Origin of the sequence: Thalassobacillus devorans MSP14, from assembly GCF_000496835.1 — a bacterium.
In the GTDB taxonomy this organism is placed as follows: Bacteria; Bacillota; Bacilli; order Bacillales; family Halobacillaceae; genus Thalassobacillus; species Thalassobacillus devorans_B.
Genome location: NZ_KI543236.1, coordinates 1,523,808 through 1,548,184, shown reverse-complemented (window position 1 = coordinate 1,548,184; position 24,377 = coordinate 1,523,808). Strand labels below are relative to the sequence as shown.

The following is a 24,377-nucleotide window of genomic DNA, read 5'->3' as shown; positions in this document are numbered from 1 at the left end:
TTGAATGACGAGCACAAAACTAAGATTGAGCTCAATGATATATATATAATCACATTATTCCACCGTAGCTCAGTGGTAGAGCAATCGGCTGTTAACCGATTGGTCGTAGGTTCGAATCCTACCGGTGGAGCCTTCATGTCGGCGTAGCTCAGCTGGCGAGAGCGTACGGTTCATACCCGTGAGGTCGGGGGTTCGATCCCCTCCGCCGACACCATACATAACTTTAATTAAATAGTCTAACATGGCGGTCGTGGCGAAGTGGTTAACGCACCGGATTGTGGCTCCGGCACTCGTGGGTTCGATTCCCACCGGTCGCCCCATGTGGACCCTTAGCTCAGCTGGTTAGAGCTATCGGCTCATAACCGATCGGTCGCAGGTTCGAATCCTGCAGGGTCCACCATTTTTTGCGGAGGAGTACCCAAGTCTGGCTGAAGGGAGCGGTCTTGAAAACCGCCAGGGGCTTCACGGCCCGCGGGGGTTCGAATCCCTCCTCCTCCGCCATTCTTATTATGGGTAAAAAATTTAAAATGGCTTGGTAGCTCAGTCGGTAGAGCAACGGACTGAAAATCCGTGTGTCGGCGGTTCGATTCCGTCCCAAGCCACCACTCATATACATATCAATGCTGACTTTTAGTCAGCATTTTTTTGTTTCAATAAGAGAAACATGTTTTAAGGAAATCTATTTGGGAACATTATATAAGCAGGGTGATTAAAAAGGAAATATGAATATGCATAATATTTGCAACACTTCAGAAGCTTTGGTAATGTTGCATTAGAGCCTTGAAAGCAGGTATCTGTTTCCAGGCACTGAGGTACATATTATAAAAAGGAGGAATTTCATTATGGCTAAATTTGAACTACCAGAACTACCATACGCTTATGACGCACTAGAACCACACATTGACAAGGAAACAATGAATATCCACCACACAAAACACCATAACACCTATGTTACAAAGCTGAACAATGCTCTTGAGGGTCATGCAGATTTAGAAAGTAAGTCATTAGACGATCTAGTTGGCAATCTTGACGCAGTACCGGAAGATATCCGCACTGCTGTCCGTAACAATGGTGGAGGACATGTAAACCACTCTCTATTCTGGCAGATTATGTCTCCAAATGGTGGTGGAGAGCCATCAGGTGACCTGGCCAATGCAATTAACGAAAAATTTGGCAGCTTCGAACAATTCAAAGAAGAATTTGAAAATGTGGCCAAAGGTCGTTTTGGTTCTGGCTGGGCTTGGTTAGTAGTAAACAATGGTAACATCGAATTGATGGATACTATCAACCAGGACTCACCGATTATGGAAGGTAAAACTCCTATCTTAGGGCTGGACGTATGGGAGCATGCGTACTATCTTAAGTATCAGAATAAGCGCCCGGATTATGCAAAAGCATTCTGGAACGTAGTAAACTGGGAAGAAGTCTCTAAGCGTTACCAGGACGCAAAATAATAGCAATTAAAAGCGCGGATATTTGTCCGCGCTTTTTTCATGCCTATAAAATTGCATATCTCCAATCCATTTGAAGAAACTAAAGAAGGACAGTAAAGGAGATTGGAGATATGAAAAAAATATTACACTCCCTTTTAGGGCCGACTGAAGTGAATAAGGATTTACTGCTATTACTGTTAATTGGCGGTCTTTATTCCTTGGGCATCTTTTTATCCAACACATTTGTTAATGTTTATTTGTGGAAACAATCCAGCGAATATACAGCTATCGCATTATATAATTTAAGTATTTATATATTGCAGCCCATTACTTTCATATTTGCAGGGAAATTCGCAAAGAAAGTGGATCGCGTTGTTGTACTGCGGGCAGGGGTAATCTTTTTATCCTTGTTTTTCTTGATGGTATTGGTGGTAGGAGAGAAGGCCGCCAGTTTTAATATGCTGCTGGGCGGTTTATTAGGTATTGGCTATGGTTTTTACTGGCTTGCCTTTAATGTGTTAACCTTCGAAATTACAGAACCGGAAACGCGTGATTTCTTTAATGGTTTTTTGGGCCTGCTGCAATCTTTTGGTGGTATGACCGGTCCAATTTTAGCCGGTTTAATCATTGCTAATATGACCGCTTTTACTGGGTATACCGTGATTTTCACCATATCGTTCATCTTATTTATTTGTGCTGTAATCACGAGTTTCTTTTTAAAACGAAGAAAAGCGAAAGGAAATTTCTCGTTTAAACGGATATTCGAAGAACGTAAGGCCAATAAAAATTGGGGGAAAATCCTGCATGCCCATGTTTTTCAAGGTCTGAGGGAAGGAACATTTTTATTTGTCATTTCTATTTGGGTATATATAGCGACTCAGAGTGAGTTATCTTTAGGCATGTTCAACCTGGTATATTCCGGAAGCGCCTTCGTCCTTTATTTTCTGGCAACTAAATGGATCAAACCCAGGCTTAGAAAATGGGCGATCTTTGCAGGCGGTGTTTCCTTATACCTTGCGCTCTCTATCTTACTAATTAATGTAAACTTTACTACCTTATTGATATATGCGGCTGTAATCGGAATATCTTATCCGATCTTGTATGTGCCATATATTTCTTTGACTTATGATGTCATCGGTAAGGCGTGGAAAGCGGCCGAAATGAGGATTGAATATATTGTAGTACGTGAATTATTTTTAAATGCTGGACGAGTGTTGTCCATCGTTATTTTCCTGATTGGCATCACGTTGTTTACCCCGGAAAAGGCGATTCCTTTCATCCTGTTAATTGTAGGTTCCGGACACTTCTGGATTTATTTTTTTGTAAAAGGTATCGATTTACGTAAACAGGCCGAAACGGAAAGTGCTTATGTGACAGATACGACAATGACCACAAGTAAAAACCCTTAAATTATTCCCCATTGGCAACTATTTAAATTTCCTGGAAGATGTTATAATGATTGGGTAGATTTTGACATATGAGGGGGAGGACGATGGGGAAAAGCAAAAAGAAGAAATCGCATCTTCCTTTAAGAATGAATATATTGTTCTTTGTGATTTTTTTATTGTTCGCTTCATTGATACTGCAATTGGGCGTTGTACAAATTTTGTATGGAGAAGATGCCCAGGAAGAAATCAATCGCACAGAAAATACTACGATCCATACACCGGTACCAAGAGGTAAAATGTATGATCGTTTTGGCAGGGTCCTTGTCGATAACGAACCGCTTTATTCGATTACATACACACCTCCAAAAGGAGTACAGCCAATGGATCGACTGGAGTTAGCACAAGATTTGTCTGCGTATATCAGTATGGGAGATAAGAAAAAGTTAGAAAAAATCGTAAGAGAACGCGATTTAAAAGAATATTATTATTTGATCCACGAAAAAGAAGTGAAGCAAAGGGTAACGTCAGAAGAAACAGAGAACTTATCCAATGGGGAAGTATATCAACTGATGCTCGATCGGATCACTGAAAAAGAAATTAAAACGATCCCATTCGAAAAATATCAGGTTATTGCCATAAAGAAAGAGTTGGATAAGGCTTCAGCACTAGCCCCGCATATCATAAAAAATGAAAACATCACTATTGAGGAATACGCGTCTGTGGCCGAACATTTGAACCAGCTTCCCGGCATCAATGTAACATCTGACTGGAAACGAGAATACCCATTTGATGGTACACTGCGTAATTATATCGGTAATATTACTACCGCTGAACAAGGTATTCCCCGTGCCAATCAGGATTATTATCTGTCTTTGGATTATAGCCGGAATGATCGTGTCGGTAAAAGCGGCCTTGAAGAAGAGTATGAAAGTGTGTTAAGAGGAACAAAGGAAAAAATCCGATATGAAACAGATAAGAAACAAAACATCGTCAACTCCGAAATAGTGAGGAAAGGTTCACGGGGGGACGATTTAGTGCTCTCTATCGATATCGAACTGCAGCGGCGTGTCGATGAAATCGTGGCACGTAGACTTAGAGAAGAAATAGCACGACAGCCATATAAAAACCGTTTTCTGGAAGATGCAATGGCGGTCATGATGGACCCTGACACCGGAGAAGTTTTGGCGGTTTCAGGAATGCATTATAACCGTGACCGGGAATCTGGCGAGCCTTTAGTAGAAGACCATTCTTATAAAGCAATTCAGGCCCAGCATCTTCCTGGTTCGGCGGTCAAAGGTGCCACTGTATTGATGGCATTACATGAAGGGGTTATGCAGCCGGGTGAAACGATTTACGACAGAACATTAAAAATAGCTAGCACACCTGATAAAAGTTCCTGGCGGACATTGGGGCCAGTAAACGACATAACAGCACTTCAAAAATCTTCAAACGTATACATGTTCCTAACAGCCATCAGAATGGGAGGAGACACCTATATTCCCAACGATCCATTAGACTTCAGGGGCGGAACCTATCAGAAGTTCCTATACTATTATAACCAGTTTGGTCTCGGTGTACCTACCGGAATTGACATGCCTTTCGAAGCTGTTGGTTATATCGGGGAAGACCCGAGTCCAGGAACTCAGCTTGACTTAATGATTGGCCAGTACAATTCTTACACAACCATGCAATTGGCTCAGTATGTGTCAACCATTGCCAATGATGGCTATCGGGTCAAGCCCCATCTGGTAAAAGAAATCCGAAAGCCTTCTAATGAACCAGGCAAGTTAGGTCCGGTCAGTCAAAATATTAACACCACTGTGTTAAATCGCATTGATATGGCTCAGAAGTATATTGATCGTGTACAGCTTGGTTTCCAATATGCATTTCAACGTCCTGGCGGAACTGCGTACGGATATTTCGATGATGTCGACTACAGTCCGGCTGGAAAAACCGGTACCGCAGAAAATGCGGTTTATTTAAAGGACAGTAACGGAAAACCTTATAAGATAGATACAGAGAACTTGACGATGGTTGGGTATGCCCCGCACAACGACCCGGAAGTAGCCTTTGCTGTAGTGGTCCCTCATGTAGGGAAAGGAGCAGGCTCCAGCATCAACAAGTATATTACGAAAGATATCCTTGATGCTTATTTTGAATTGAAAGAGGAACGCAGCAAAGAAGGCATCAATAAATTAAATGAAAAGCTTGATGAAGAAAATGATGAGAAAAAAGAGTGATACCTTATGGGTATTACTCTTTTTTTATGGTGAACATTGCAATTTACACAATCTTTACACTGGATTCATTCTGGTTTAAAACTATGATTCTATGATAGGGGATGTAGTTGGCCAAGCCAACCGACACAAATCAAATGGTGTAGGGGGAAAAGAAATGAAAAATTTCAAGAATTTCGCACTACTATCTTCACTAGTTCTTATGCTAGGTGTACTAGCTGCATGTGGCGGCCAATCTGGCGGTGCAGAGAATGGAGGTTCTAAAGACTCTCTATCAGGAAGTATCTCCATTGACGGTTCTTCAACAGTTTTCCCGATTATGGAAGCTCTGACTTATGAATATAACAAAAAGCATCCTGAAGTGAATGTTTCCGTAAACGCTTCTGGATCGGGTGGTGGATTTAAGAAATTTACCAAAGGCGAAACAGACTTCAGTAATGCTTCCCGGCCAATCAAAGAAGAAGAAAAGCAAGCTGCTGAGAAAAATGGCGTAAAATACAAAGAATTAGAAATAGCCAAAGATGGCCTTTCAATAGTCGTAAGTAAACAAAATGATTTCGTAAACAAGCTTTCAGTAGAACAATTACAAAAGATCTTTACAGATGGCAATGGTGCTACAAAATGGTCTGACATCAACCCGGAATGGCCGGATGAAACCATTAAGATCTACAGTCCCGGTCATGATTCAGGTACCTTTGATTATTTCAATGAAGTAGTACTACAAGACAAGCCGATGAAAGAAGGAGAGAATACTACTCTCTCTGAAGATGATAACGTACTAGTACGCGGAATTGAGAGCGATCCTAATGCAATTGGATTCTTTGGTTACGCCTACTACAAGGAAAACGAAGACAGTCTGAAAGTCCTTGGTATCAAAGATGGGGAAGGTAAAGCTGTAAAACCGACACCAGAAACAATTCAGGATGGTTCTTACACACCGTTCTCCCGTCCATTGTTCACTTATGTGAATATGAAATCCTACAAGGAAAAAGAGCAAGTAAGAGACTTTACTGAATATATGCTGAAAAATGCAGGTAAAGCAGCAGAACAAGTCGGGTACGTTGCCCTTCCGGAAGAAAAATATCAGGAACAGCTGGATGCACTAAAGCCTGAAGCAAAATAAAGCAGTTTCTAAATAAAATAAGAGGGAGGGTGGGGCTTATGAGCAGCTCCACCTTCCTGTTTGAAAAGAAGAGACGACGTTCAACACCTTTTTGGATGAAAGGGGATTTAACATGGGTAAAGCTTTGCAAAATGAAGCTATGAATATAGATGTTCAAACTATGATTGAGAACAAAAGAAAAAAGAAAAGTGTTTCTGGTAAGCTGGAAAAACTCATTCCTGCCTTTTTATTTCTGTGTGCAGCAGTGAGTGTATTGACAACAGCAGGAATTCTTTTCACTTTGCTTAGAGAATCGATTACTTTTTTCAGTAACACTTCAATTATTGACTTTTATACTGGTACACAGTGGTCACCATGGACGGGGCATTTTGGAGTATTACCATTGATTACTGGAACATTGCTGATCACCCTGATAGCTGCTATTGTAGCGATTCCATTGGGGTTGATGTCAGCCATTTTCTTGAGTGAGTATGCAAGTGACCGTGTCCGTAAAATAATCAAGCCGACATTGGAAGTACTGGCAGGTATTCCTACGGTGGTATACGGGTTCTTTGCTTTAACGTTTGTGACCCCCTTATTGAAAACTTTCATACCAGGACTGGGAATATTCAATGCATTAAGTGCAGGGATCGTTGTCGGAATAATGATTATTCCTATGATCGCATCCTTGTCCGAAGACGCAATGAACTCTGTACCGAATAAATTGAGAGAAGGGGCGCTTGCTTTAGGTGCGACAAGGCTGGAAGTTGCGTTGAAAGTAGTACTTCCTGCAGCATTTTCCGGAATTGTGGCATCTATTGTTCTTGCTGTTTCCCGGGCAATTGGTGAAACAATGATTGTTGTTATTGCGGCGGGTGCTTCTCCGGCTTTGACATTTGATCCCACCCGTTCGATTCAGACGTTAACTGCCTTTATTGTACAGGGGGCAACCGGGGATACCACTTTCGGTTCTACCATTTATTATAGTATTTATGCTGTAGGAGCTACACTCTTTGTGTTCACGTTGCTGATGAACATGCTATCCCAGTATATCTCAAGCAAGTTTAGGGAGGAATACTGATGTTAGGTATAGATCAAAAGAACATTTTAAAACGAATACGTGGAAGAGTGCTTCTGAACAATGTGCTCAAAGGTTTATTTTTTGCTTCTACGACCATCGGTTTGATTTTCCTGGCACTATTGTTATATCGCATATTGACTCAAGGGATTGGTTATTTAAATTCAGGATTTATTACAAGCTTTCCCGCTCCGTATCCTGAAGAAGCAGGTATATTCGCAGGACTTATTGGTTCTCTCCTGATGATTGCAATTGTGGCGCCGGTAGCTATTATCCTTGGGGTAGGGACAGCTATCTTCTTAGAAGAGTATGCCTATAAAAACCGTTGGACAAAATTTATTCAAATCAATATTCAAAATTTAGCTGGTGTACCATCAATTGTATATGGGCTGCTCGGTCTTACGTTCTTTGTGTATATGCTGCGTTTAGGCTATACACTTCTCGCGGGCGGTCTCACGATGTCGCTATTAGTGCTGCCTGTCATCGTGGTTGCAGCACAGGAGGCGATCAGATCTGTTCCATCAGATATAAAAGAAGCTTCCTATGGGATGGGTGCATCTAAATGGCAGACTATTCGCCGTGTCATTCTTCCTGCCGCACTTCCTGGAATTCTGACTGGTACAATTCTTGCGTTGTCTCGTGCAATCGGGGAAACGGCTCCATTGATTATTGTAGGAGCTGCAACAGCGCTTTACACATTGCCTGATTCACTGCTTTCCAAATATACGGTCATGCCTATCCAAATATTTAACTGGACCGGGCGTCCACAAGAAGAATGGCAATTCGTAGCTGCTGCAGGAATTTTAGTCTTGCTGATTGTGTTGTTATTCATGAATGCCATTGCGGTGTTCATCCGTAACAAGTTCCAAAAACGGTATTAGATTCTGATAGGAGGATGGTAGGAATGAATACGCTAATGAAACAAAAGAAAGTTGATAATAAAACGTCAGTTAAAACGGATAAAAAAGAAATCAAACACACAAAGAGTGAGGCTGCTATGGATAAAAATGTATTTGAAGTCAATAATTTAAACCTTTGGTATGGAAATGACCAGGCTTTATATGAAATCAACATGAATGTTCCTCAAAATAAAGTGACAGCAATCATTGGTCCATCCGGGTGTGGCAAGTCGACTTATTTAAAGACGCTCAACCGTATGGTTGAAATGGTTCCGATTGTTAAGACCTCCGGTTCTATCAAGTATAACGGAGAAGATATATTTTCTGATAAACACAGTGTTGAGGGCTTAAGAACTAAAGTAGGTATGGTTTTTCAAAAGCCTAATCCATTTCCGAAATCTATCTACGATAATATCGCATACGGGCCGCGAATCCATGGAGTAAAGAAAAAAGCGGTGTTAGATCAGATTGTGGAGAAGAGTCTTCGAGATGCAGCTATTTGGGATGAGGTAAAAGATCGTCTCAATGAAAATGCTTTTGGCCTCTCTGGTGGTCAGCAGCAAAGAATTTGTATTGCCCGGGCTTTAGCCATTGAACCTGATGTGATTTTAATGGATGAACCAACTTCTGCCTTGGATCCTATTTCAACTTTGAAAGTGGAAGAACTAGTGCAAGAGTTGAAAAAGAAATATAGCATCATCATTGTCACCCACAATATGCAACAGGCTGCCAGAATTTCTGATAAAACAGCTTTTTTCTTAAATGGTGAGCTGATCGAGTTTGCTGAGACGGACAAGTTGTTTTCTAATCCTTCAGATAAACGAACAGAAGATTATATCAGTGGCAGGTTCGGATAATAATATCCAGGGAGGGATCAAAGAATGGCGACAAGGGAACATTTTTCAGAGGAACTGGAAAACTTGAAAGCAGACATCCGGGAATTAGCAGAGGATGTAAAACAAGCATTGGTTATTGCAATAGATGCTTTGCACAATCGTGATGTCGAAAAAGCTAAACAGATTATCGAGGATGATCATCTTATTGATGAAAAAGAAGAAGTTATTAATGAGAAGGTTATGATCTTAATTGCAAAACAACAGCCCGTAGCTACTGATCTGCGCAGGCTGATTATTGCAATAAAAATTACGAATGACCTTGAGAGAATGGCTGATCATGCTAAAAATATTTCAAAAGCGACGATTCACTTAGGTGAAGATCATCCGATTTCTATTCATCCAGGGATAAGGGAAATGGCTGAGGTAGCTTTTGATATGGTAGACACCGCACAAAATGCCTTTATGCTTGAAGATATTTCATTTGCCCATAAGCTCTCGGAAATGGACGATATCATTGATGAAAAATATGGAAAAATGATTCGCGAATTATTAGAGTTGACTGCTAATAACCCGGATCAAATACAGTACTTGATGCAAATGGCTTATTCAGCACGTTACATTGAGCGATTTGCCGATCATATTACGAATATTGGGGAAGAAATCTTCTTCCTTGTCAAAGGCAGAACTTATGATTTGAATGAGTAAGCAAAAAAAGAAGGCCGGAATAGATGTTATCCATCCTCTGGCCTTCTTTTTTCGTAACTGCACCAGAAGTTTTGTTATTTATTTTCCTCGCATGCTTGAAAGGAAGATGCAGTTCTGCTATTATAAATAAGTCTGATATTATCAACTAAGAGACTTATGAAACGAGATAGGATATGGAGGGATAAACATGCGTGTAAACATCACACTTGCTTGCACTGAGACTGGTGACCGCAATTATATTACAACTAAAAACAAGCGTACGAATCCGGAGCGTCTTGAGCTGAAAAAATACAGCCCACGCCTTCGTAAATATACGCTACACCGTGAAACTAAGTAAGCAGTAGGATATTTGATCCTACTGTTTTTTTATACATAATTTGATTTATCATGTAAAAAAGTTACTGGTTAGGAGTGGTTCTGATGGACAAAGTGCAACTTAGAGCCAGAGGTAAACAGATATTGGCTAACTTTTCAACAAAAGAGAAAAACGAGGTAGAGCAAAAGCTTGCTGAGCATTTATTCCATTCCATGATTTTCAAGCAGGCAAGTACTATCGGAATAACAATTTCGCAAAACAATGAGTGGTCAACTGCTTCTATTATTGAAAAAGCCTGGAAGGAAGGGAAGAGAGTGACTGTTCCTAAATGTGATCCCGGTCCGAAGCATCTCCACTTTCATCGATTAGATAGTTTTGATCAATTAGAAACTGTTTACTTTGGTTTACAGGAACCTGACCCTTCCCAATGTGCACATGTAAATAGGGAAAAGATAGATATGATTGTAGTTCCAGGGTTGGTATTTGATATCCACGGGTATCGTATTGGTTATGGGGGAGGATTTTATGACCGTTATTTGTCTGGATACGAAGGGAAAACAGTCGCTCTTGCTTCGAAGGAACAGGTAGTAAAAAGTCTTCCTCATGACAAATTCGATATACCAGTGAACCATTTAATTACAGAGGATGGCTATGTATTCTAATGGAGTAATTCCTCTATTCTCTTATATCTGTTAGAAAGCCAGTAGGAGTGATAATGATGCAAAACCGCTACTCAAGACAAATTCTATTTCAGCCAATCGGTGAAAAAGGCCAAGAGCAGTTGCAGCAGAAATCGGTGTTGGTAGCAGGCGCAGGTGCGCTTGGAACGGTGGCGAGCAACCATTTGGTCAGAGCAGGAGTCGATCATATACGTATTGTGGACCGGGATTTTGTTGAATACAGCAATCTTCAAAGACAGATGCTATACACTGAACAAGATGCTAAAAATATGCTGCCAAAAGCAGTAGCAGCTGAAAACAGATTAAAAGAGATAAACCCGGAAGTTTCAATAGAAGGACTGGTCACAGATATTACCTCGGAAAATATAGAAAAACTGATGGATGGCGTCGATGTAGTAATAGATGGAACTGATAATTTTTCTACTCGATACCTTTTGAATGATGCCTGCTTTAAACTGGGAATTCCATTTGCTTATGGAGGTGCTGTCAGCTCAAGAGGGATGTCTGCATTTTTTGTACCAGGTGAAACCCCATGTTTGAGATGTATGGTACCAGATGGGGCAGGAAATGGGCAAACGTGTGATACTGTTGGGGTGATTGCCCCTGTCGTAGACATGGTTGCTTCTTTACAGGTAACGGAAGTGATGAAATATTTAACAAATAACGATCACGCACTAAGAAAAGACTTATACACTTTTGATATGTGGCAAAATCAGCAGTTTTCTATGAAGCTGAAAGAACCTGTACCTGATTGTACTACCTGTCAGACCAAAGCTTTTCCATATCTTCACACCAGTGTTGAAGAAGAGTACAGCGTTCTTTGTGGCCGTGATTCTGTTCAAATCCATAAAACCGATCATTTTGATCTGCATGTATGGGGACAGCGTCTACAAACGATTGCAGAAGTAAAAAAGACCCCCTTTCTTTTGAAAGCAATCCTAGATTCTGGAGAAACTTTAGTGTTATTTCCGGATGGACGTGTATTGGTTCAAGGGATTGACGACATTACAAGAGCAAAAACACTTTATGATCGTTTGATTGGTTCATAAGTTTTCAAATTTGTCATGATTTCAAGCGTTTTCAGTGATTGAAGAGTTTGTGAAACAGTGTACAATCTAAAGTGGAAGGTTAATATAGGAAGGGAGTGGAAGGAATGGAAAGGGTAAATCGTGTCGCATTAATTGGAACGGGATTTGTTGGATCAAGCTATGCGTTTGCTTTATTGAATCAAGGAGTAGCGGATGAATTGGTAATGATCGATTTAAATAAGGATAAATCTGAAGGAGATGCCATGGATCTCAACCATGGATTACCATTTTCTCCAGGCAGCCAAAGAATATGGTTTGGAGATTATGAGGACTGCAAGGATGCAGACTTAGTAGTCATTACCGCTGGTGCCAATCAGAAGCCAGGGGAAACCAGACTTGATTTAGTTGAGAAGAACAGTAAAATTTTCAAAGATATAGTCACATCGGTAATGGAAAGTGGATTTGACGGTATATTCGTAGTCGCCACTAATCCGGTTGATATCCTGACTTATATGACCTGGAAATTTTCCGGTCTGCCATCGCATCGTGTCATTGGTTCAGGTACAATTTTAGATACCGCGCGACTACGTTACCTGCTAAGTGATTATTTTAACGTAGATGCAAGAAATGTCCACGCCTATATCATGGGCGAACATGGCGATTCTGAACTGCCAGTTTGGAGTCACGCTAATATTGGCGGCAGGTCGGTATTTGACCGCATACATGAGCGTCCCGCTGATTATAAAGTGGAAGACTTGGATGATATTTTCATTAATGTACGCGATGCAGCTTACCATATCATTCAGCGAAAAGGTGCTACGTATTATGGAATCGCTATGGGGTTAGTCCGACTCACTAAAGCGATTTTGCATAATGAGAATTCTGTATTGACTGTCTCTGCCTATTTAGAAGGTGAATATGGGGAAGATGACATCTATATCGGTGTTCCGGCAATTGTAAACCGGAGCGGAATTAGAGAAGTATTAGAGTTGAATCTGGATCGTGTGGAAATAGATCAGTTCAAAAGATCAGCGGACGTATTACGGGAAACGATGGATCCACTTGCCCGAAAGTTCTTCGAGAATAAATAAGCATGATTGTGAAAACATAAAGATATCTAACTCAACTGAAGGGGTGTCTTTATGAGAACTGCCATTTCTACAATCGTCGGCTTTGCGATACTACTCATGTTGTTGAAATACCGTTTCAAACTGATCAACCAATTGCTTGCAATTCACTTGATAAGAAAATTCGTTGCTATGTTCCTTGTCAATGTACCTGGTGTTAGGGAACGATTATTCCGTACCTCTATCCTGTAAAGCTTTGTTAAGTCATGGAGGGTCTGTCGCCGCTAGCAATTGCTTGCGCTTCAGGCCCTTTTTATTTTTTTCTGGTAATGAAGGCGATTAGGGATTTTAATTAAAATATAATCATTCGATTTCTACCATATTCTATACCATGATATGATAATAGGAGGAAGGAGCCGGGCTATGTTTATTGAGGAAGAATATTATTTTTGGGAGCTTACCCATGACCTGGTAGTCAACCAGGGGTTTGACATCCTCCATGTCAATGAAGTGAATAGTGAAGTATGGCTGGAAAAACAAATAAATCGTAAAAACCATATATTGAGACTGTATCGAAATCAATTTGATTGGTCGAATCATGTTAAAAGGGATATTGCACGCATCAATCAGCATATTCAAAAAAATAAGCATATGTTTGTTGGTAAGGAACTGAATGTCCATGCTGTTTACATATCGGAATATAGTCCGGTGGATGAGTGGGACGGATTGGTCCGTCCTCTGAAAGTGAAAGGGAAAAAAGATATTTTTCTTAAGGTCCATTATTTAGATCGTGCAGAAAGGGAGCAAAAGCTGAGCGGGCTGTACGAGAGCCTGAATATTTTTTCTGTCCCAGCCTTTGAACGTCAATCCGAAACTTTGTACGATAACATGGCACTGGAGGAACAAATCGAACTTCTGAAAAAGAAGATATTATATCAGAGGGATCAAAAGAGAAAAGAACAGGTGGAATTGTTTGAGTATGGTAAACCTTTATTAACTCGAATACTACTGGCAATCAATATTGCTGTGTTTTTATATATAGAAATGAATGGCCAAAGTACGTCTGTTTTAGACTTGATCAAATATGGAGCCAAGTACAATCCGGCAATAATTGAAGGTGAATGGTGGCGGATAATAAGTTCTATGTTTATCCATATAGGTATGCTCCACCTCTTTATGAATATGCTTGCACTGTATTACCTGGGAATGGCGGTAGAAAAGATATACGGCACTGGACGGTTTACTCTGATTTACTTTTTAGCAGGAATTGCTGGCGGAATTACCAGTTTTGCCTTGAATCCCCAAGTAGCTGCTGGGGCTTCTGGAGCAATTTTTGGTCTATTTGGTGCCTTGTTATTTTTCGGGGTTAAGCATAGACAGATATTTTTTCGGACAATGGGGCGAAATTTATTATTTATTATAGGATTAAATGTAGTGTTGGGGTTGTCTGTCCCGCAAATTGATAATGGCGCCCATATGGGAGGGTTGGTCGGAGGATTCATTGCCAGCGCGATTGTCAACCTGCCTAAGAATCGTAAGTTTGTATGGCAAAGTTTAGCTGCAGTATTGTACATTGTAAGTATTTCTGCACTAGCGATATATGGTTATTATCAGTCGGAGCATCAAAAACACACGGCAGTAGATGTTGAGATGTCCACCTCAATGCTGGAAGATCAACGTTTTGAAGAAACGATAACTTATACAAGTCAGGCATTGGAAAAAAATGGTGATTATGATGCTTATCTGCTTTTCAATCGCGCTGTAGCCTATTTTGAAACCGGGCAAATGGATAACGCACAAGCGGATTTAGAACAAGTGGTGGAGTTGGATCCTAAGATGGCGGAAGCTCACTTTAATCTTGCTTTGATTTATCAAAACAAGGGAGAAAAAAATAAGGCAGCAACTCACGCAAAAAAAGCGAAAGAGTTACGTCCTTCCAATAAGGATTTTAAAAAGTTTTATGATCAATTAATGGAATAATATTGTATCAATTGTTCCTTTCTCCCTTGATCATCTTCAAATAAGACGAGAAGGTGATCTGCATCTTTAGAAAATAAAATCAATGGGATATAACTTTGGATTGGATGTCCCGTTGATTTATTATCTGAAATTCCTAGTACGTAGTTTTTATACAATCCTTCCCAAAGTTGACCGAGGATGCGTGTGGAAGCTTTTTTTGAGACGCCGGGGATTGGCTTATCTTCATATTTGTATAGATTTGTAAGTGGAACAGCAATATACTTTTCCTCAGGGATGTTGAAGTGATCGATAAGTTCATCCCATTGGTAGTCCAATTGCTGCTGGATAGAGTGGTTGATCGTTTTCTCCCATTCTCTATGTCCGGCATTTTCAGCAGTATGAAAGGATTCTAATGGCGTATGGGGGGAATCCACTACATAAAGCTGATCATACGAAAGGGTCTGGATACTTTTAATTACATCTTCCGGATAATGGATTTCACCATGATGAAAGGTGATTGCCTGATACAGGCTGGTATCTTCTCCATGAAGAACGGAAGATTGTTCGATTTGCTGGCCATTTTCCCGCCATTTGTTTAAAATACCTTTCAATTGACCATTGACATAGAGTAGCGATAGGTCCTGTCTTAAATACATAGGATCATTGCTATCAGAAAGGCTTTTCCATTCTACTTCGTATTCGTCGGCATCTGTTTCAGAATTAAATTTTAATTGGGTTTCTGCCTGTACAAACTTTTTAGTTTCATCAATGGGAAAATATTTGATCACACTCTCGGTGGCAGGTTGAAAAGGCTGGAATATAGCTGTCAAGAGTGTAACTATCAACAATAGCATCAGAATAGACCATACATATTTTTTCATGTGCTCGTCCCCTTTTTGATCAGACGCCTTTTTACATGTTATATGACAGAAATGAACTTTTATGATAAAGAACGGAGGAGTAATGATGCAAAAAAACATTAATCATATGGTGAATTACTTAAAGGAATTAGTGACCATTCCAAGTCCGTCAGGTAATACTGAGGAGATCGTCCGCTATTGTGAAAACTTATTAGCAATGCATAAAGTAGATGTGAAAACCACGAATAAAGGTGCTTTACTTGCTACTATTCAAGGGAACAATGATCAAAAACATCGTGTATTGACTGCTCATTTAGATACATTAGGAGCGATGGTGAAAGAAATCAAGCCGGATGGCAAGCTTCGTTTATCTATGATCGGCGGGTTCAAATGGAACAGTGTAGAAGGGGAGTATTGTACCATTCACACAATGAACGATACCTCCTACACAGGAACAATATTGATGCATCAAGCTTCTGTACACGTTTATGATGATGCTGGAAAAGCGAAACGTGATGATCAAAACATTGTAGTTCGAATAGATGAGCAAGTGAAGAGTAAAGAGGATGTCCAGGCATTAGGGATACAGGTAGGGGATTTTGTCTCGTTTGACCCCCGATATCGTTATTCAGACAGTGGTTACATTAAATCACGTCACTTGGATGATAAGGCAAGTGCAGCTGTGTTATTGCATATGATTGAAGAAATATCAGCCAACCAGTTGGAATTGCCGTATACTACCCATTTCTTTTTTTCTAATAATGAAGAGATCGGTTATGGAGCAAATGCAAGTATTCCGGATAAAACAGTAGAATACATTGCGGTCGATATGGGCGCAATCGGAGATGGACAGACATCGACCGAGCATGATGTTTCGATTTGTGCCAAAGATTCCAGTGGTCCATACCATCTAGTTCTCAAAAACCATTTGGTACGCCTGGCAGAAAAAAATGATATTTCCTACCAGATTGATATCTATCCTTACTACGGATCAGATGCTTCAGCAGCTATTCGCGCAGGGTATGATATTAAACATGCTCTTGTAGGTCCTGGAATTGATGCATCACACTCCTTTGAAAGAACGCATACGGATTCGTTGTGGCATTCCTTTCAATTATTAATGGAATATATACAGGCGCCTATGATTGATTAATGTATTATTCTTCATTGACAGTACACAATAATACCAACTGCTGTTGATGAGGGTGAGTAGATGAAAGAGAAACAGAAATTATTTTCAGACCATCAGAAAAATATAGATTATTTGCATGAGCAGCTAGGTGTAGATAAAAGTTTTGACGTCATTCAACTGGATCTGCAATATGCAGGCAGAAAAATGAGTTTATTCCTGATTGATGGGTTTGTAAAAGATGATATTCTTCATTATTTGATGGAGTTTCTGGCTTATTTGGAGCCTGAACATCTAGAGCCGGATCCACTGGAGGAGTTACTGAAACGAAGTATTCCTTATATTGAATTAGACAAGACAGATGATTTGAATGATACAGTTGACAAAGTGTTAGCAGGACCTACAGCTTTGGTGGTTGAGGGGTTAGACACTGTCATTTTGATTGACGCCCGTACATATCCGGTACGTGCACCAGGTGAACCTGACTTGGAGCGTGTTACCAGGGGGTCAAGGGATGGGTTTGTGGAAACGATCGTTTTCAACACAGCCCTTACGAGAAGACGGGTAAGAGACAGGACGTTGCGTATGGAGTATATGCAAATCGGTCGTCGTTCTCAAACGGATATTTGTGTATGTTATATAGAAGATATAGCAGATGACAAAAGAGTAGAGCATATAAAAAGTGTGCTCGAAAAAATTGATACGGATGCGCTCCCTATGGCTGAAAAAACCGTTGAAGAGTTTTTGAGTGGTGAACATTGGAATCCCTACCCGAAGATAAGGTACACGGAAAGACCGGATACAGCAGCTGCTCATTTATATGAAGGTCATGTGCTGATTATAATAGATGGGTCGCCAAGCGTGATGATTACACCTGCAACCTATTGGCATCATTTACAGCATGCAGAAGAATACCGCCAAAAGCCAATGGTTGGGGCGTATCTTCGCTTTGTTCGCTTTTTTGCCATATTTGCGTCGATCTTCGTTTTACCATTGTATTACTTATTTTCTGTAAACCAGGAGCTGTTGCCTGAAGCATGGAGTTTTATCGGTCCTGCTGAGGCAGCTGCGATTCCTTTGATTGCGCAATTTCTTTTAGCGGAAATTGGCATAGACATGTTGAAGCTGGCAGCTATCCATACACCTTCCTCTCTGGCTACGGCTCTCGGATTGGTTGCAGCAATACTAATCGGACAGGTTGCGGTAGAAGTAGGGTTATTCTCAAATGAAGTAGTACTTTATCTAGCGATTGCAGCGATCGGAACATTCACGACTCCAAGCTATGAATTAAGCCTGGCAAACAGGATCATGCGGATATTTTTACTGATCGTAACAGCCACATTTGGTCTGGCAGGCTACGTCATAGGTATAACCGTATGGCTGTTGAATCTTGTCCGGATGAAAACATTTCATACACCGTACTTTTGGCCGTTACTTCCGTTTAATGCCAAGGCGATGAGGGATGTTTTGGTTCGCTCACCGATGCCATTAAAGAATAGGCGTCCAGCCTTTTTGCACCCGAAAGATCCAGACAGATAATGAGTCTGGATCTTTTCATTTTCCTTTATTTCAATTCTTCAGCCTGGTTGATATAATACTTACAGGTGATGATGATAATGAGAACAATTTACGATGTGCAACAATTACTAAAGAAATTCGGAACGTTCATATATATTGGTAACCGGTTAGCTGATTTGGAGCTGATGGAGGAAGAAATTAAACAATTATACCAGGCCCAATGTATATCAAAAGAAGATTATCAAATGGCAATCTTTTTATTAAGAAGTGAAGCTGCCCGTGAAAGGGATAGATAAAAGGGAGAGAAATTTATGAAAAAATATTACATAGGTGCAGATATTGGGGGAACCACTATCAAGATGGCCGTTATAACCAAAGACGGCACTATTTTGGATAAATGGGAAATACCTACCAATCATAAAGACGATGGAAGCTATATCCCTGAAGACATCCATTTTTCCTTGAAGGACAAATTGATCGAGCTGGGTATTCATAAGGAACAGATTTTAGGAATAGGAGCCGGTGCACCAGGATTTGTAGATGCAGATACTGGATTTGTATACCAGACGGTAAATATTGGCTGGAGAAATTTTGATCTGGGAAAAATTCTAAAAGAAAAAACAGGGTTTCCTGTCTATGTGGATAATGATGCAAACCTGGCTGCATTAGGAGAAAAGTGGAAGGGTTCAGGGGAAAATTCCAATGACTTGATTGCTGTAACGTTAGGAACAGGAGTAGGTGGAGGTATCATTGCTAATGGAGAAGTCATCAATGGCGTCAATGGTACCGGAGGAGAAATTGGTCATATCACTGTCATTCCTTCAGGAGGGGCACCTTGTAACTGCGGGAAGACAGGCTGCTTAGAGACTATTGCTTCCGCTACAGGGATTGTTCGTTTAGCAGAGGAAGCTATAACGAAAAACAAGGAAACCTCACTCGCTGAATTTTCAGTTAAGGAAAGAACGTTTACAGCAAAAGACGTTTTTGATGCTGCACGTGCAGGCGATAAACTGGCCCGGGAAGTCCTTGACTATGTTATGGATGTACTGGGGATGGCTATTGCAAACCTGGCTATAGCATGCAATCCTTCAAAAATAGTGATTGGCGGTGGCGTATCAAAAGCTGGAGAAGACTTACTGGTTCCTTTAAGAAAAGCTTTTGATCAATACGCTTTACCACGTACCAGTGAGGCATGTGAATTCGTCATAGCTGAGTTAGGAAATGATGCCGGTGTACTTGGTGGAGCTTTCCTGGTACAACAAAATCTTGAGTAGAAGAGAAATGAAGGACTGCGAAAGGCAGTCCTTTTTTTAATCAGAATCCCATATAATACAAATTGCCTTTTTTAGAAGGATCACTTATAATTTTTTTTAGCCGGAAGTGGTTCCGGCGCCATCAAATCGCGATGTAAAAGATTTGTAATAGAAAAGTAAACAAATAAATGAAACTTTTCTGCTACAATAGTCGTCATATTAGAAGATAGGTTTAATATTAATGATAAATGGATATTGTTAAATACAGGTGTGTCTCATGTTCAAAATTAGTAAAACATGGATACCCTGGAAGCTAAGGAGGATATAGACATGCAAGCTTCAAAGTTCAAGTTACCATTGTTTATAATTGCAACCGTGTTATTTGGCTTGAAGACATATATAGTGTACAAATATATGTTCAATCTGAGCATTGAAAATACCATGCAGGAACTGATTCTCTTCCTGAATCCATTCGTTAGTGCCTATCTAGTATTCGCCATCAGTGTATGGCTGAAACCCAGAAGGCAAATGAAATATCTGCGATGGACAATTTTATTGGGTACCATGATTTTATATTTGAATCTAGTATTCTACCGGAATTTCACTGATTTCATTACTATTCCTGTGTTATTCCAAGGTAACAACGCAGCAGACTTAGGCAGCAGCTTCCTTTCGCTTGTTCACCTGCCGGATCTGTTTCTGTTCCTCGATGTGGCTATTGTATGGTTTTTAAGCAGGCGTACTGCCAGCTTGGCAGTTGATTTTCCAAAAGCCGGAAAAATTGCTGCTACAGCAGTAACTTTCTTGTTGTTGACGGCCAACGTCGTGCTGGCGGAAATGGAGCGTCCTATGTTGTTCGTTCGCGCATTCGACCGTGAATATCTTGTTAAGAATATCGGGATTTTCAATTATCATGTATACGATGCGACGATGACTACGAAGACAAAAGCACAACGTGTCTTAGCGGACGGCAGTGAAGTGCAGGAGATTGAGTCGTATATGCGTGAAAATACCACCAATAACGAAAAGACCGATTTATTCGGGGTGGCTGAAGACAGGAATGTCATCTTTGTATCAGTAGAATCGATGCAGAACTTCGTATTAGATGAAAAAGTTAATGGAAAAGAAATTACTCCATTCATGAATGACTTAAAAGAAAGCAGTGACACCATTTTCTTCCCGAACTTCTATCATCAGACTGCACAAGGTAAAACGTCTGATTCGGAGTTCATCGTAGAAAACAGCTTGTATCCACTGCCGAGGGGTGCGGTATACTTCACTCATGCTGGTAATGAATATAACTCATTGCCTGAAATATTGAATGAAGAAGATTACTACACTTCTGTCTATCATGCGAATAACAAAAGTTTCTGGAACCGGGATACCATGTATGCAAATTTAGGCTATGACAAATTTTTTGATGAACAGTCTTTTGAAGAAAACGAACAAAACTCATTTGGATGGGGCTTGGAAGATAAAGCATTCTTCGAACAATCCATCAAATATTTGAAAGAACAGCAGCAGCCTTTCTACAGTAAGTTCATTACACTAACGCATCATTTCCCGTTTGAATTACCTGAAGATAAGGCTCATATTGATAAATATAATTCGAACTCCAGAACACTGAATAATTATATTCCGACTGCCCGTTATACAGATGAAGCATTAAAAGGCTTTTTCCAGCAATTGAAAGATGCTGGGTTATATGAGGACTCTATCATTGTACTCATGGGAGATCATTACGGTATCAGTGATTTCCACAATAAGGCGATGAGTCAATTCCTTGGTAAGGAAATTGATGGTTATCAGCATATCCAAAACCAGCGGGTACCATTTATGATCCACATTCCTGGTTATGAAGGTGGAAAGAAATACGATAAAATCGCCGGACAAATAGATGTTAAGCCAACATTGATGCATCTATTGGGAATTAAAGAGGAAAACGATCTCTCCTTTGGTACGAACTTGTTCGCGAAAGATCGTAAAGGCTTTATTGCTATGCGTGACGGGAGCTTTGTAACAGACGAATATATTTACAAAGACGAGGTTTGTTATGATCGGGAAACAGGAGAACCGATCGAGATGGCACCTGAACAGAAATCCCCATGTCTGCCTTTTAAAGAAAAAGTTGACAAGGAACTCGAATATTCAGATAGTCTCATTTATGGCGATTTGCTGCGCTTCTATGATTTCGATGAAGGCGAACGTCAAACGAAAGAAGAAATTAAGGAAAAAGAAAAGGCGCAACAAAATGATAAATGAAAAGAATTGTCAAAAAGACACCCATCGGGTGTCTTTTTATTATAATGATATAAAATAAATGGGAGTGGGGAGAAATCATGAGTAAGGGTTATGATTCACATTTACTTAATCGGGATGTTGAAATATGTATAAAATCGCCCTATGTCCATGTCGAAGTAATAGGGGAATCCCTTTTAAAAAAGCCGCTTCATTTATTAACTATAGGAAAAGGACCATATTTAGTTCATTGGAATGGAGGCTTTCATGGAAATGAATGGATGACATCCAGAATTCTAATGGATATCGTATTCGAATTATTAGGGTTACAAGATGATAAGGAGCCCTGGACCAGTAATCCACTGAAAGATCTTTTAAAACAGGTGCGTCTGCAAGTGGTTCCAATGGTCAATCCTGATGGAGTGGACCTCGTGATTCATGGGGAAAAGGAAGCAGGGAACTATTGTGAACTTGTTAAGGAATTGAACCATCCTAACCGCACTTTCTCTAACTGGAAAGCGAACATTCGAGGAGTAGACTTGAATAAACAGTTTCCCTCCGGGTGGAAGATCGAGCAGAAAAGAAAGCCGTCATCTCCGACCTTCAGAGACTTTCCAGGCTATCGCCCGCTCACTGAACCGGAATCAAGAGCTATGGCACAACTGGTCAGAAAGGAACCTGCTGACCGGCTGCTTTGTTTTCATTCCCAGGGGGAGGTCATCTACTATGGCTATTTCGATAAACAGCCGGCGACTTCAAATGATGTAGTGAAGGGATTCCAGCAGAAAAGCGGATATGAACCAGTACGCACGTTTGACAGCCATGCAGGGTTGAAAGACTGGTTTATCGATTGCTTTCAAAAGGAAGGGTATACGGTAGAGGTAGGGACTGGCATTAATCCTCTTCCTTTATCCCAATATGACAGGAACCTGGAAAAAGTGAGACGAATTGCCTTTCAATCTCTAATACCCTGTTAAGTATTTGTTATCGAAAGTAATCTTTTGCGATAATTATGTTTGACTTTCCACTTTGATGAAAAAATACAGAAAGCCGTTATAATAGTAAAAGGTTAGATAACCCTAAAAAAAGAAAGTTGGTGAAGGAAGTGGCACAACCCATTTTTTCCTTTAAAGGTGTCACCGATGACATTCTTAAAGATTTGAATTTTAACATCTACACGAATGAAAAAGTCATGCTGTTTGGTCCTTCAGGTGCTGGTAAAAGTTCATTGCTGTTTCTATTCAACCGATTGAGAGATCCAAAAGGAGGAAAAATCGAATTTAAAGACAGGCCGATAACTGAATACGAGATCTCAAATTTACGCAGGAAAGTAGGACTGTTGCTTCAATCATCGAACTTGTTCCCTGGTACTGTTCTCGATAATTTAAAGTACGGGCCTTCGCTTTGTGGAGAATGGAACCCTGAAGACGCGAAAAAGCTGTTGGAATATGTACAACTTCCTGAGAGTTATATGAATCGAAAGGTCGACCAGCTTTCCGGAGGGGAACAGCAACGCGTTTCCCTTGGTCGTACATTAGCTAACTCCCCTGAAGTATTATTGTTAGATGAACCGACAAGCGCGCTTGATTATCGTACCTCAGAAGAAATAGAGGAAGTATTAGAAAGGCTGGTTGATGAACACCAGTTGACGATGGTAATGGTCACCCACGATTTAAGACAAGCCAAACGGCTAGGAGAAAGAGGGTTGTTCCTTATGGATGGTGAAATTATAGAGGATGCGCCGTTGCAGACTATGCTTACAAAACCTAAGACAGCCGAACTTAAAGATTTCATACAAGAATAGGAGGGATACCTGATGGAGCCGGAAGTATCCAATCAGTCGTTACTGTTTCTGATTGTATTCGTACTCGTACCATTGACGTTATCGTATTATTATCAATTAGGAATGAGCAAAGACATAGTCTGGTCCTCGATAAGGGGTACGATACAGCTTTTTGTGGTCGGATACATATTGACCTTCCTTTTTGATTTAAACCCTTATATCGGCATTCCCTTGATGGTAAGTATCATGATAGTGATTGCCACCTTTCATGCCAGGAATAAAGGGAAAGAATTACCGAATGCTTTCGGAGTGATCTTACTTGGTTTAATAACGGTAGAGGGTAGTGTGCTTGCTTTATGGCTTGCTTTTGACATGGTTGAATTCAGACCCTCGGAAGTCATTCCAATGAGTGGGATGATCATTGGGAACAGCATGGTCGCAATGGGACTGGCTCTCGAGCGGATGAAAAGTGAATTCACAGAGAACAGCGGTAGATTGATGGCTGCACTATCGTTAGGAGCGAAACCTAATCAGGCTTCTCACTTGATCATTACCAAGACACTCAATGCTGCCCTGATTCCTAACGTAGATCGTTTAAAAACGATCGGGCTGGTTCAGCTTCCAGGAATGATGACTGGCTTGATTCTTGGAGGAGTAGAACCAGTCATGGCAATCAAATATCAACTCGTTATATCTTTAAGTATTTTCTCATCTGTATCATTAAGTGCTATGTTCGTCACGATGGCAATGTATCGTTATTTTTTCAATAAAAATGATCAGTTGCTGGAAAGTGAAGAAGAACTGCGTACCCAATCAAAGTGAATGGAAAACGAAAAAACCTTGCCAACCATATGGTGGCAAGGTTTTG

Annotated in this window: 23 protein-coding genes and 6 tRNA genes; 28 read left to right on the top strand and 1 reads right to left on the bottom strand. The window is 40.4% G+C overall.

The features are described 5' to 3' along the window. Nucleotides 1-58: 58 nt before the first annotated feature. From P855_RS0108820 to P855_RS0108725, 20 genes are all read left to right on the top strand, one after another. A tRNA-Asn gene (locus tag P855_RS0108820) sits at nucleotides 59-130 on the top strand. Between the two features lie 7 nt (nucleotides 131-137). Next, nucleotides 138-214: transfer RNA gene (locus P855_RS0108815), tRNA-Met, on the top strand. A 30-nt stretch (nucleotides 215-244) separates the two neighbouring features. Continuing rightward, nucleotides 245-320, top strand: a tRNA-His gene (locus P855_RS0108810). 3 nt (nucleotides 321-323) lie between these two features. After that, nucleotides 324-400: transfer RNA gene (locus P855_RS0108805), tRNA-Ile, on the top strand. A gap of 8 nt (nucleotides 401-408) precedes the next feature. Further along, nucleotides 409-501, top strand: a tRNA-Ser gene (locus P855_RS0108800). Between the two features lie 28 nt (nucleotides 502-529). Next, nucleotides 530-605, top strand: a tRNA-Phe gene (locus tag P855_RS0108795). A gap of 237 nt (nucleotides 606-842) precedes the next feature. Next, complete coding sequence (locus P855_RS0108790; RefSeq protein ID WP_028783226.1) at nucleotides 843-1,454, top strand: superoxide dismutase; 612 nt, start codon at nucleotides 843-845, stop codon at nucleotides 1,452-1,454. 110 nt (nucleotides 1,455-1,564) lie between these two features. Continuing rightward, nucleotides 1,565-2,842, top strand: a complete 1,278-nt coding sequence (locus tag P855_RS0108785) for an MFS transporter (protein WP_028783225.1) — start codon at nucleotides 1,565-1,567, stop codon at nucleotides 2,840-2,842. A gap of 83 nt (nucleotides 2,843-2,925) precedes the next feature. Continuing rightward, a complete protein-coding gene (locus tag P855_RS0108780) occupies nucleotides 2,926-5,061 on the top strand; it encodes a peptidoglycan D,D-transpeptidase FtsI family protein (RefSeq protein ID WP_028783224.1) in 2,136 nt (711 codons plus the stop codon). 154 nt (nucleotides 5,062-5,215) lie between these two features. Further along, nucleotides 5,216-6,181, top strand: a complete 966-nt coding sequence (locus P855_RS0108775) for a PstS family phosphate ABC transporter substrate-binding protein (RefSeq protein ID WP_028783223.1) — start codon at nucleotides 5,216-5,218, stop codon at nucleotides 6,179-6,181. Nucleotides 6,182-6,293: 112 nt separating this feature from the next. Beyond that, on the top strand, nucleotides 6,294-7,241 hold the full coding sequence (pstC, locus tag P855_RS0108770; RefSeq protein ID WP_028783222.1) for a phosphate ABC transporter permease subunit PstC: 948 nt from the start codon (nucleotides 6,294-6,296) through the stop codon (nucleotides 7,239-7,241). Beyond that, nucleotides 7,241-8,119: a phosphate ABC transporter permease PstA gene (pstA, locus tag P855_RS0108765; RefSeq protein ID WP_028783221.1), complete on the top strand. Its 879-nt coding sequence runs from the start codon at nucleotides 7,241-7,243 to the stop codon at nucleotides 8,117-8,119. Before pstC ends, pstA begins: the two co-directional genes overlap by 1 nt. A gap of 116 nt (nucleotides 8,120-8,235) precedes the next feature. Further along, nucleotides 8,236-8,994, top strand: a complete 759-nt coding sequence (pstB, locus tag P855_RS0108760) for a phosphate ABC transporter ATP-binding protein PstB (protein WP_051353170.1) — start codon at nucleotides 8,236-8,238, stop codon at nucleotides 8,992-8,994. A 24-nt stretch (nucleotides 8,995-9,018) separates the two neighbouring features. Beyond that, nucleotides 9,019-9,678, top strand: coding sequence for a phosphate signaling complex protein PhoU (gene phoU, locus P855_RS0108755; RefSeq protein WP_028783219.1), 660 nt, complete (start codon nucleotides 9,019-9,021; stop codon nucleotides 9,676-9,678). A 187-nt stretch (nucleotides 9,679-9,865) separates the two neighbouring features. Continuing rightward, nucleotides 9,866-10,015 carry a 50S ribosomal protein L33 gene (gene rpmG / locus P855_RS0108750; protein WP_028783218.1) on the top strand — a complete coding sequence of 50 codons (150 nt, stop codon included), beginning with the start codon at nucleotides 9,866-9,868 and terminating at the stop codon, nucleotides 10,013-10,015. Nucleotides 10,016-10,098: 83 nt separating this feature from the next. Next, nucleotides 10,099-10,656 (top strand): 5-formyltetrahydrofolate cyclo-ligase, encoded by a 558-nt coding sequence (locus tag P855_RS0108745; RefSeq protein ID WP_028783217.1) that lies wholly within the window; start codon nucleotides 10,099-10,101, stop codon nucleotides 10,654-10,656. 56 nt (nucleotides 10,657-10,712) lie between these two features. Then, the gene (locus P855_RS0108740) at nucleotides 10,713-11,723 is read left to right on the top strand and encodes a ThiF family adenylyltransferase (RefSeq protein ID WP_327084774.1); all 1,011 of its coding nucleotides are present in this window, start codon (nucleotides 10,713-10,715) and stop codon (nucleotides 11,721-11,723) included. A 104-nt stretch (nucleotides 11,724-11,827) separates the two neighbouring features. Beyond that, nucleotides 11,828-12,793 carry an L-lactate dehydrogenase gene (locus tag P855_RS0108735; RefSeq protein WP_028783215.1) on the top strand — a complete coding sequence of 322 codons (966 nt, stop codon included), beginning with the start codon at nucleotides 11,828-11,830 and terminating at the stop codon, nucleotides 12,791-12,793. A 51-nt stretch (nucleotides 12,794-12,844) separates the two neighbouring features. Next, a complete protein-coding gene (locus tag P855_RS22260) occupies nucleotides 12,845-13,021 on the top strand; it encodes a hypothetical protein (RefSeq protein ID WP_161628814.1) in 177 nt (58 codons plus the stop codon). 171 nt (nucleotides 13,022-13,192) lie between these two features. After that, a complete protein-coding gene (locus P855_RS0108725; protein WP_028783214.1) occupies nucleotides 13,193-14,749 on the top strand; it encodes a rhomboid family intramembrane serine protease in 1,557 nt (518 codons plus the stop codon). Here the strand turns inward: P855_RS0108725 and P855_RS0108720 are convergent. After that, nucleotides 14,734-15,609 carry a hypothetical protein gene (locus P855_RS0108720; RefSeq protein WP_028783213.1) on the bottom strand — a complete coding sequence of 292 codons (876 nt, stop codon included), beginning with the start codon at nucleotides 15,607-15,609 and terminating at the stop codon, nucleotides 14,734-14,736. The two genes, P855_RS0108725 and P855_RS0108720, sit on opposite strands and share 16 nt — an antisense overlap. 85 nt (nucleotides 15,610-15,694) lie before the next feature. Between P855_RS0108720 and P855_RS0108715 the strand changes: the two genes are divergently transcribed. The 8 genes from P855_RS0108715 (at nucleotide 15,695) to P855_RS0108680 (ending at nucleotide 24,331) form a co-directional block, all read left to right on the top strand. After that, entirely contained in the window at nucleotides 15,695-16,741 is a 1,047-nt protein-coding gene (locus P855_RS0108715; protein ID WP_028783212.1) for a M42 family metallopeptidase, read from the top strand. A gap of 60 nt (nucleotides 16,742-16,801) precedes the next feature. Beyond that, complete coding sequence (locus P855_RS0108710) at nucleotides 16,802-18,256, top strand: spore germination protein (protein WP_028783211.1); 1,455 nt, start codon at nucleotides 16,802-16,804, stop codon at nucleotides 18,254-18,256. Nucleotides 18,257-18,333: 77 nt separating this feature from the next. After that, on the top strand, nucleotides 18,334-18,531 hold the full coding sequence (locus P855_RS0108705; RefSeq protein ID WP_028783210.1) for a YqgQ family protein: 198 nt from the start codon (nucleotides 18,334-18,336) through the stop codon (nucleotides 18,529-18,531). 15 nt (nucleotides 18,532-18,546) lie between these two features. After that, entirely contained in the window at nucleotides 18,547-19,509 is a 963-nt protein-coding gene (locus P855_RS0108700) for an ROK family glucokinase (RefSeq protein WP_028783209.1), read from the top strand. Between the two features lie 309 nt (nucleotides 19,510-19,818). Further along, complete coding sequence (locus P855_RS20705) at nucleotides 19,819-21,750, top strand: LTA synthase family protein (RefSeq protein WP_051353123.1); 1,932 nt, start codon at nucleotides 19,819-19,821, stop codon at nucleotides 21,748-21,750. Nucleotides 21,751-21,827: 77 nt separating this feature from the next. Next, on the top strand, nucleotides 21,828-22,703 hold the full coding sequence (locus P855_RS20700; RefSeq protein ID WP_051353122.1) for a M14 family metallopeptidase: 876 nt from the start codon (nucleotides 21,828-21,830) through the stop codon (nucleotides 22,701-22,703). A gap of 128 nt (nucleotides 22,704-22,831) precedes the next feature. Further along, nucleotides 22,832-23,530, top strand: coding sequence for an ABC transporter ATP-binding protein (locus P855_RS0108685; RefSeq protein ID WP_028783208.1), 699 nt, complete (start codon nucleotides 22,832-22,834; stop codon nucleotides 23,528-23,530). Between the two features lie 12 nt (nucleotides 23,531-23,542). Continuing rightward, complete coding sequence (locus P855_RS0108680; RefSeq protein WP_028783207.1) at nucleotides 23,543-24,331, top strand: ABC transporter permease; 789 nt, start codon at nucleotides 23,543-23,545, stop codon at nucleotides 24,329-24,331. Nucleotides 24,332-24,377: the final 46 nt, after the last annotated feature.

Excerpts from the sequence above, each read along its gene's own strand:
- P855_RS0108790 (WP_028783226.1), top strand. The coding sequence starts at position 843 with ATGGCTAAATTTGAACTACCAGAACTACCATACGCTTATGACGCACTA.
- P855_RS0108785 (WP_028783225.1), top strand. The coding sequence starts at position 1,565 with ATGAAAAAAATATTACACTCCCTTTTAGGGCCGACTGAAGTGAATAAG.
- P855_RS0108780 (WP_028783224.1), top strand. The coding sequence starts at position 2,926 with ATGGGGAAAAGCAAAAAGAAGAAATCGCATCTTCCTTTAAGAATGAAT.
- P855_RS0108775 (WP_028783223.1), top strand. The coding sequence starts at position 5,216 with ATGAAAAATTTCAAGAATTTCGCACTACTATCTTCACTAGTTCTTATG.
- pstC (WP_028783222.1), top strand. The coding sequence starts at position 6,294 with ATGGGTAAAGCTTTGCAAAATGAAGCTATGAATATAGATGTTCAAACT.
- pstA (WP_028783221.1), top strand. The coding sequence starts at position 7,241 with ATGTTAGGTATAGATCAAAAGAACATTTTAAAACGAATACGTGGAAGA.
- pstB (WP_051353170.1), top strand. The coding sequence starts at position 8,236 with ATGGATAAAAATGTATTTGAAGTCAATAATTTAAACCTTTGGTATGGA.
- phoU (WP_028783219.1), top strand. The coding sequence starts at position 9,019 with ATGGCGACAAGGGAACATTTTTCAGAGGAACTGGAAAACTTGAAAGCA.
- rpmG (WP_028783218.1), top strand. The coding sequence starts at position 9,866 with ATGCGTGTAAACATCACACTTGCTTGCACTGAGACTGGTGACCGCAAT.
- P855_RS0108745 (WP_028783217.1), top strand. The coding sequence starts at position 10,099 with ATGGACAAAGTGCAACTTAGAGCCAGAGGTAAACAGATATTGGCTAAC.
- P855_RS0108740 (WP_327084774.1), top strand. The coding sequence starts at position 10,713 with ATGCAAAACCGCTACTCAAGACAAATTCTATTTCAGCCAATCGGTGAA.
- P855_RS0108735 (WP_028783215.1), top strand. The coding sequence starts at position 11,828 with ATGGAAAGGGTAAATCGTGTCGCATTAATTGGAACGGGATTTGTTGGA.
- P855_RS22260 (WP_161628814.1), top strand. The coding sequence starts at position 12,845 with ATGAGAACTGCCATTTCTACAATCGTCGGCTTTGCGATACTACTCATG.
- P855_RS0108725 (WP_028783214.1), top strand. The coding sequence starts at position 13,193 with ATGTTTATTGAGGAAGAATATTATTTTTGGGAGCTTACCCATGACCTG.
- P855_RS0108720 (WP_028783213.1), bottom strand. The coding sequence starts at position 15,609 with ATGAAAAAATATGTATGGTCTATTCTGATGCTATTGTTGATAGTTACA.
- P855_RS0108715 (WP_028783212.1), top strand. The coding sequence starts at position 15,695 with ATGCAAAAAAACATTAATCATATGGTGAATTACTTAAAGGAATTAGTG.
- P855_RS0108710 (WP_028783211.1), top strand. The coding sequence starts at position 16,802 with ATGAAAGAGAAACAGAAATTATTTTCAGACCATCAGAAAAATATAGAT.
- P855_RS0108705 (WP_028783210.1), top strand. The coding sequence starts at position 18,334 with ATGAGAACAATTTACGATGTGCAACAATTACTAAAGAAATTCGGAACG.
- P855_RS0108700 (WP_028783209.1), top strand. The coding sequence starts at position 18,547 with ATGAAAAAATATTACATAGGTGCAGATATTGGGGGAACCACTATCAAG.
- P855_RS20705 (WP_051353123.1), top strand. The coding sequence starts at position 19,819 with ATGCAAGCTTCAAAGTTCAAGTTACCATTGTTTATAATTGCAACCGTG.
- P855_RS20700 (WP_051353122.1), top strand. The coding sequence starts at position 21,828 with ATGAGTAAGGGTTATGATTCACATTTACTTAATCGGGATGTTGAAATA.
- P855_RS0108680 (WP_028783207.1), top strand. The coding sequence starts at position 23,543 with ATGGAGCCGGAAGTATCCAATCAGTCGTTACTGTTTCTGATTGTATTC.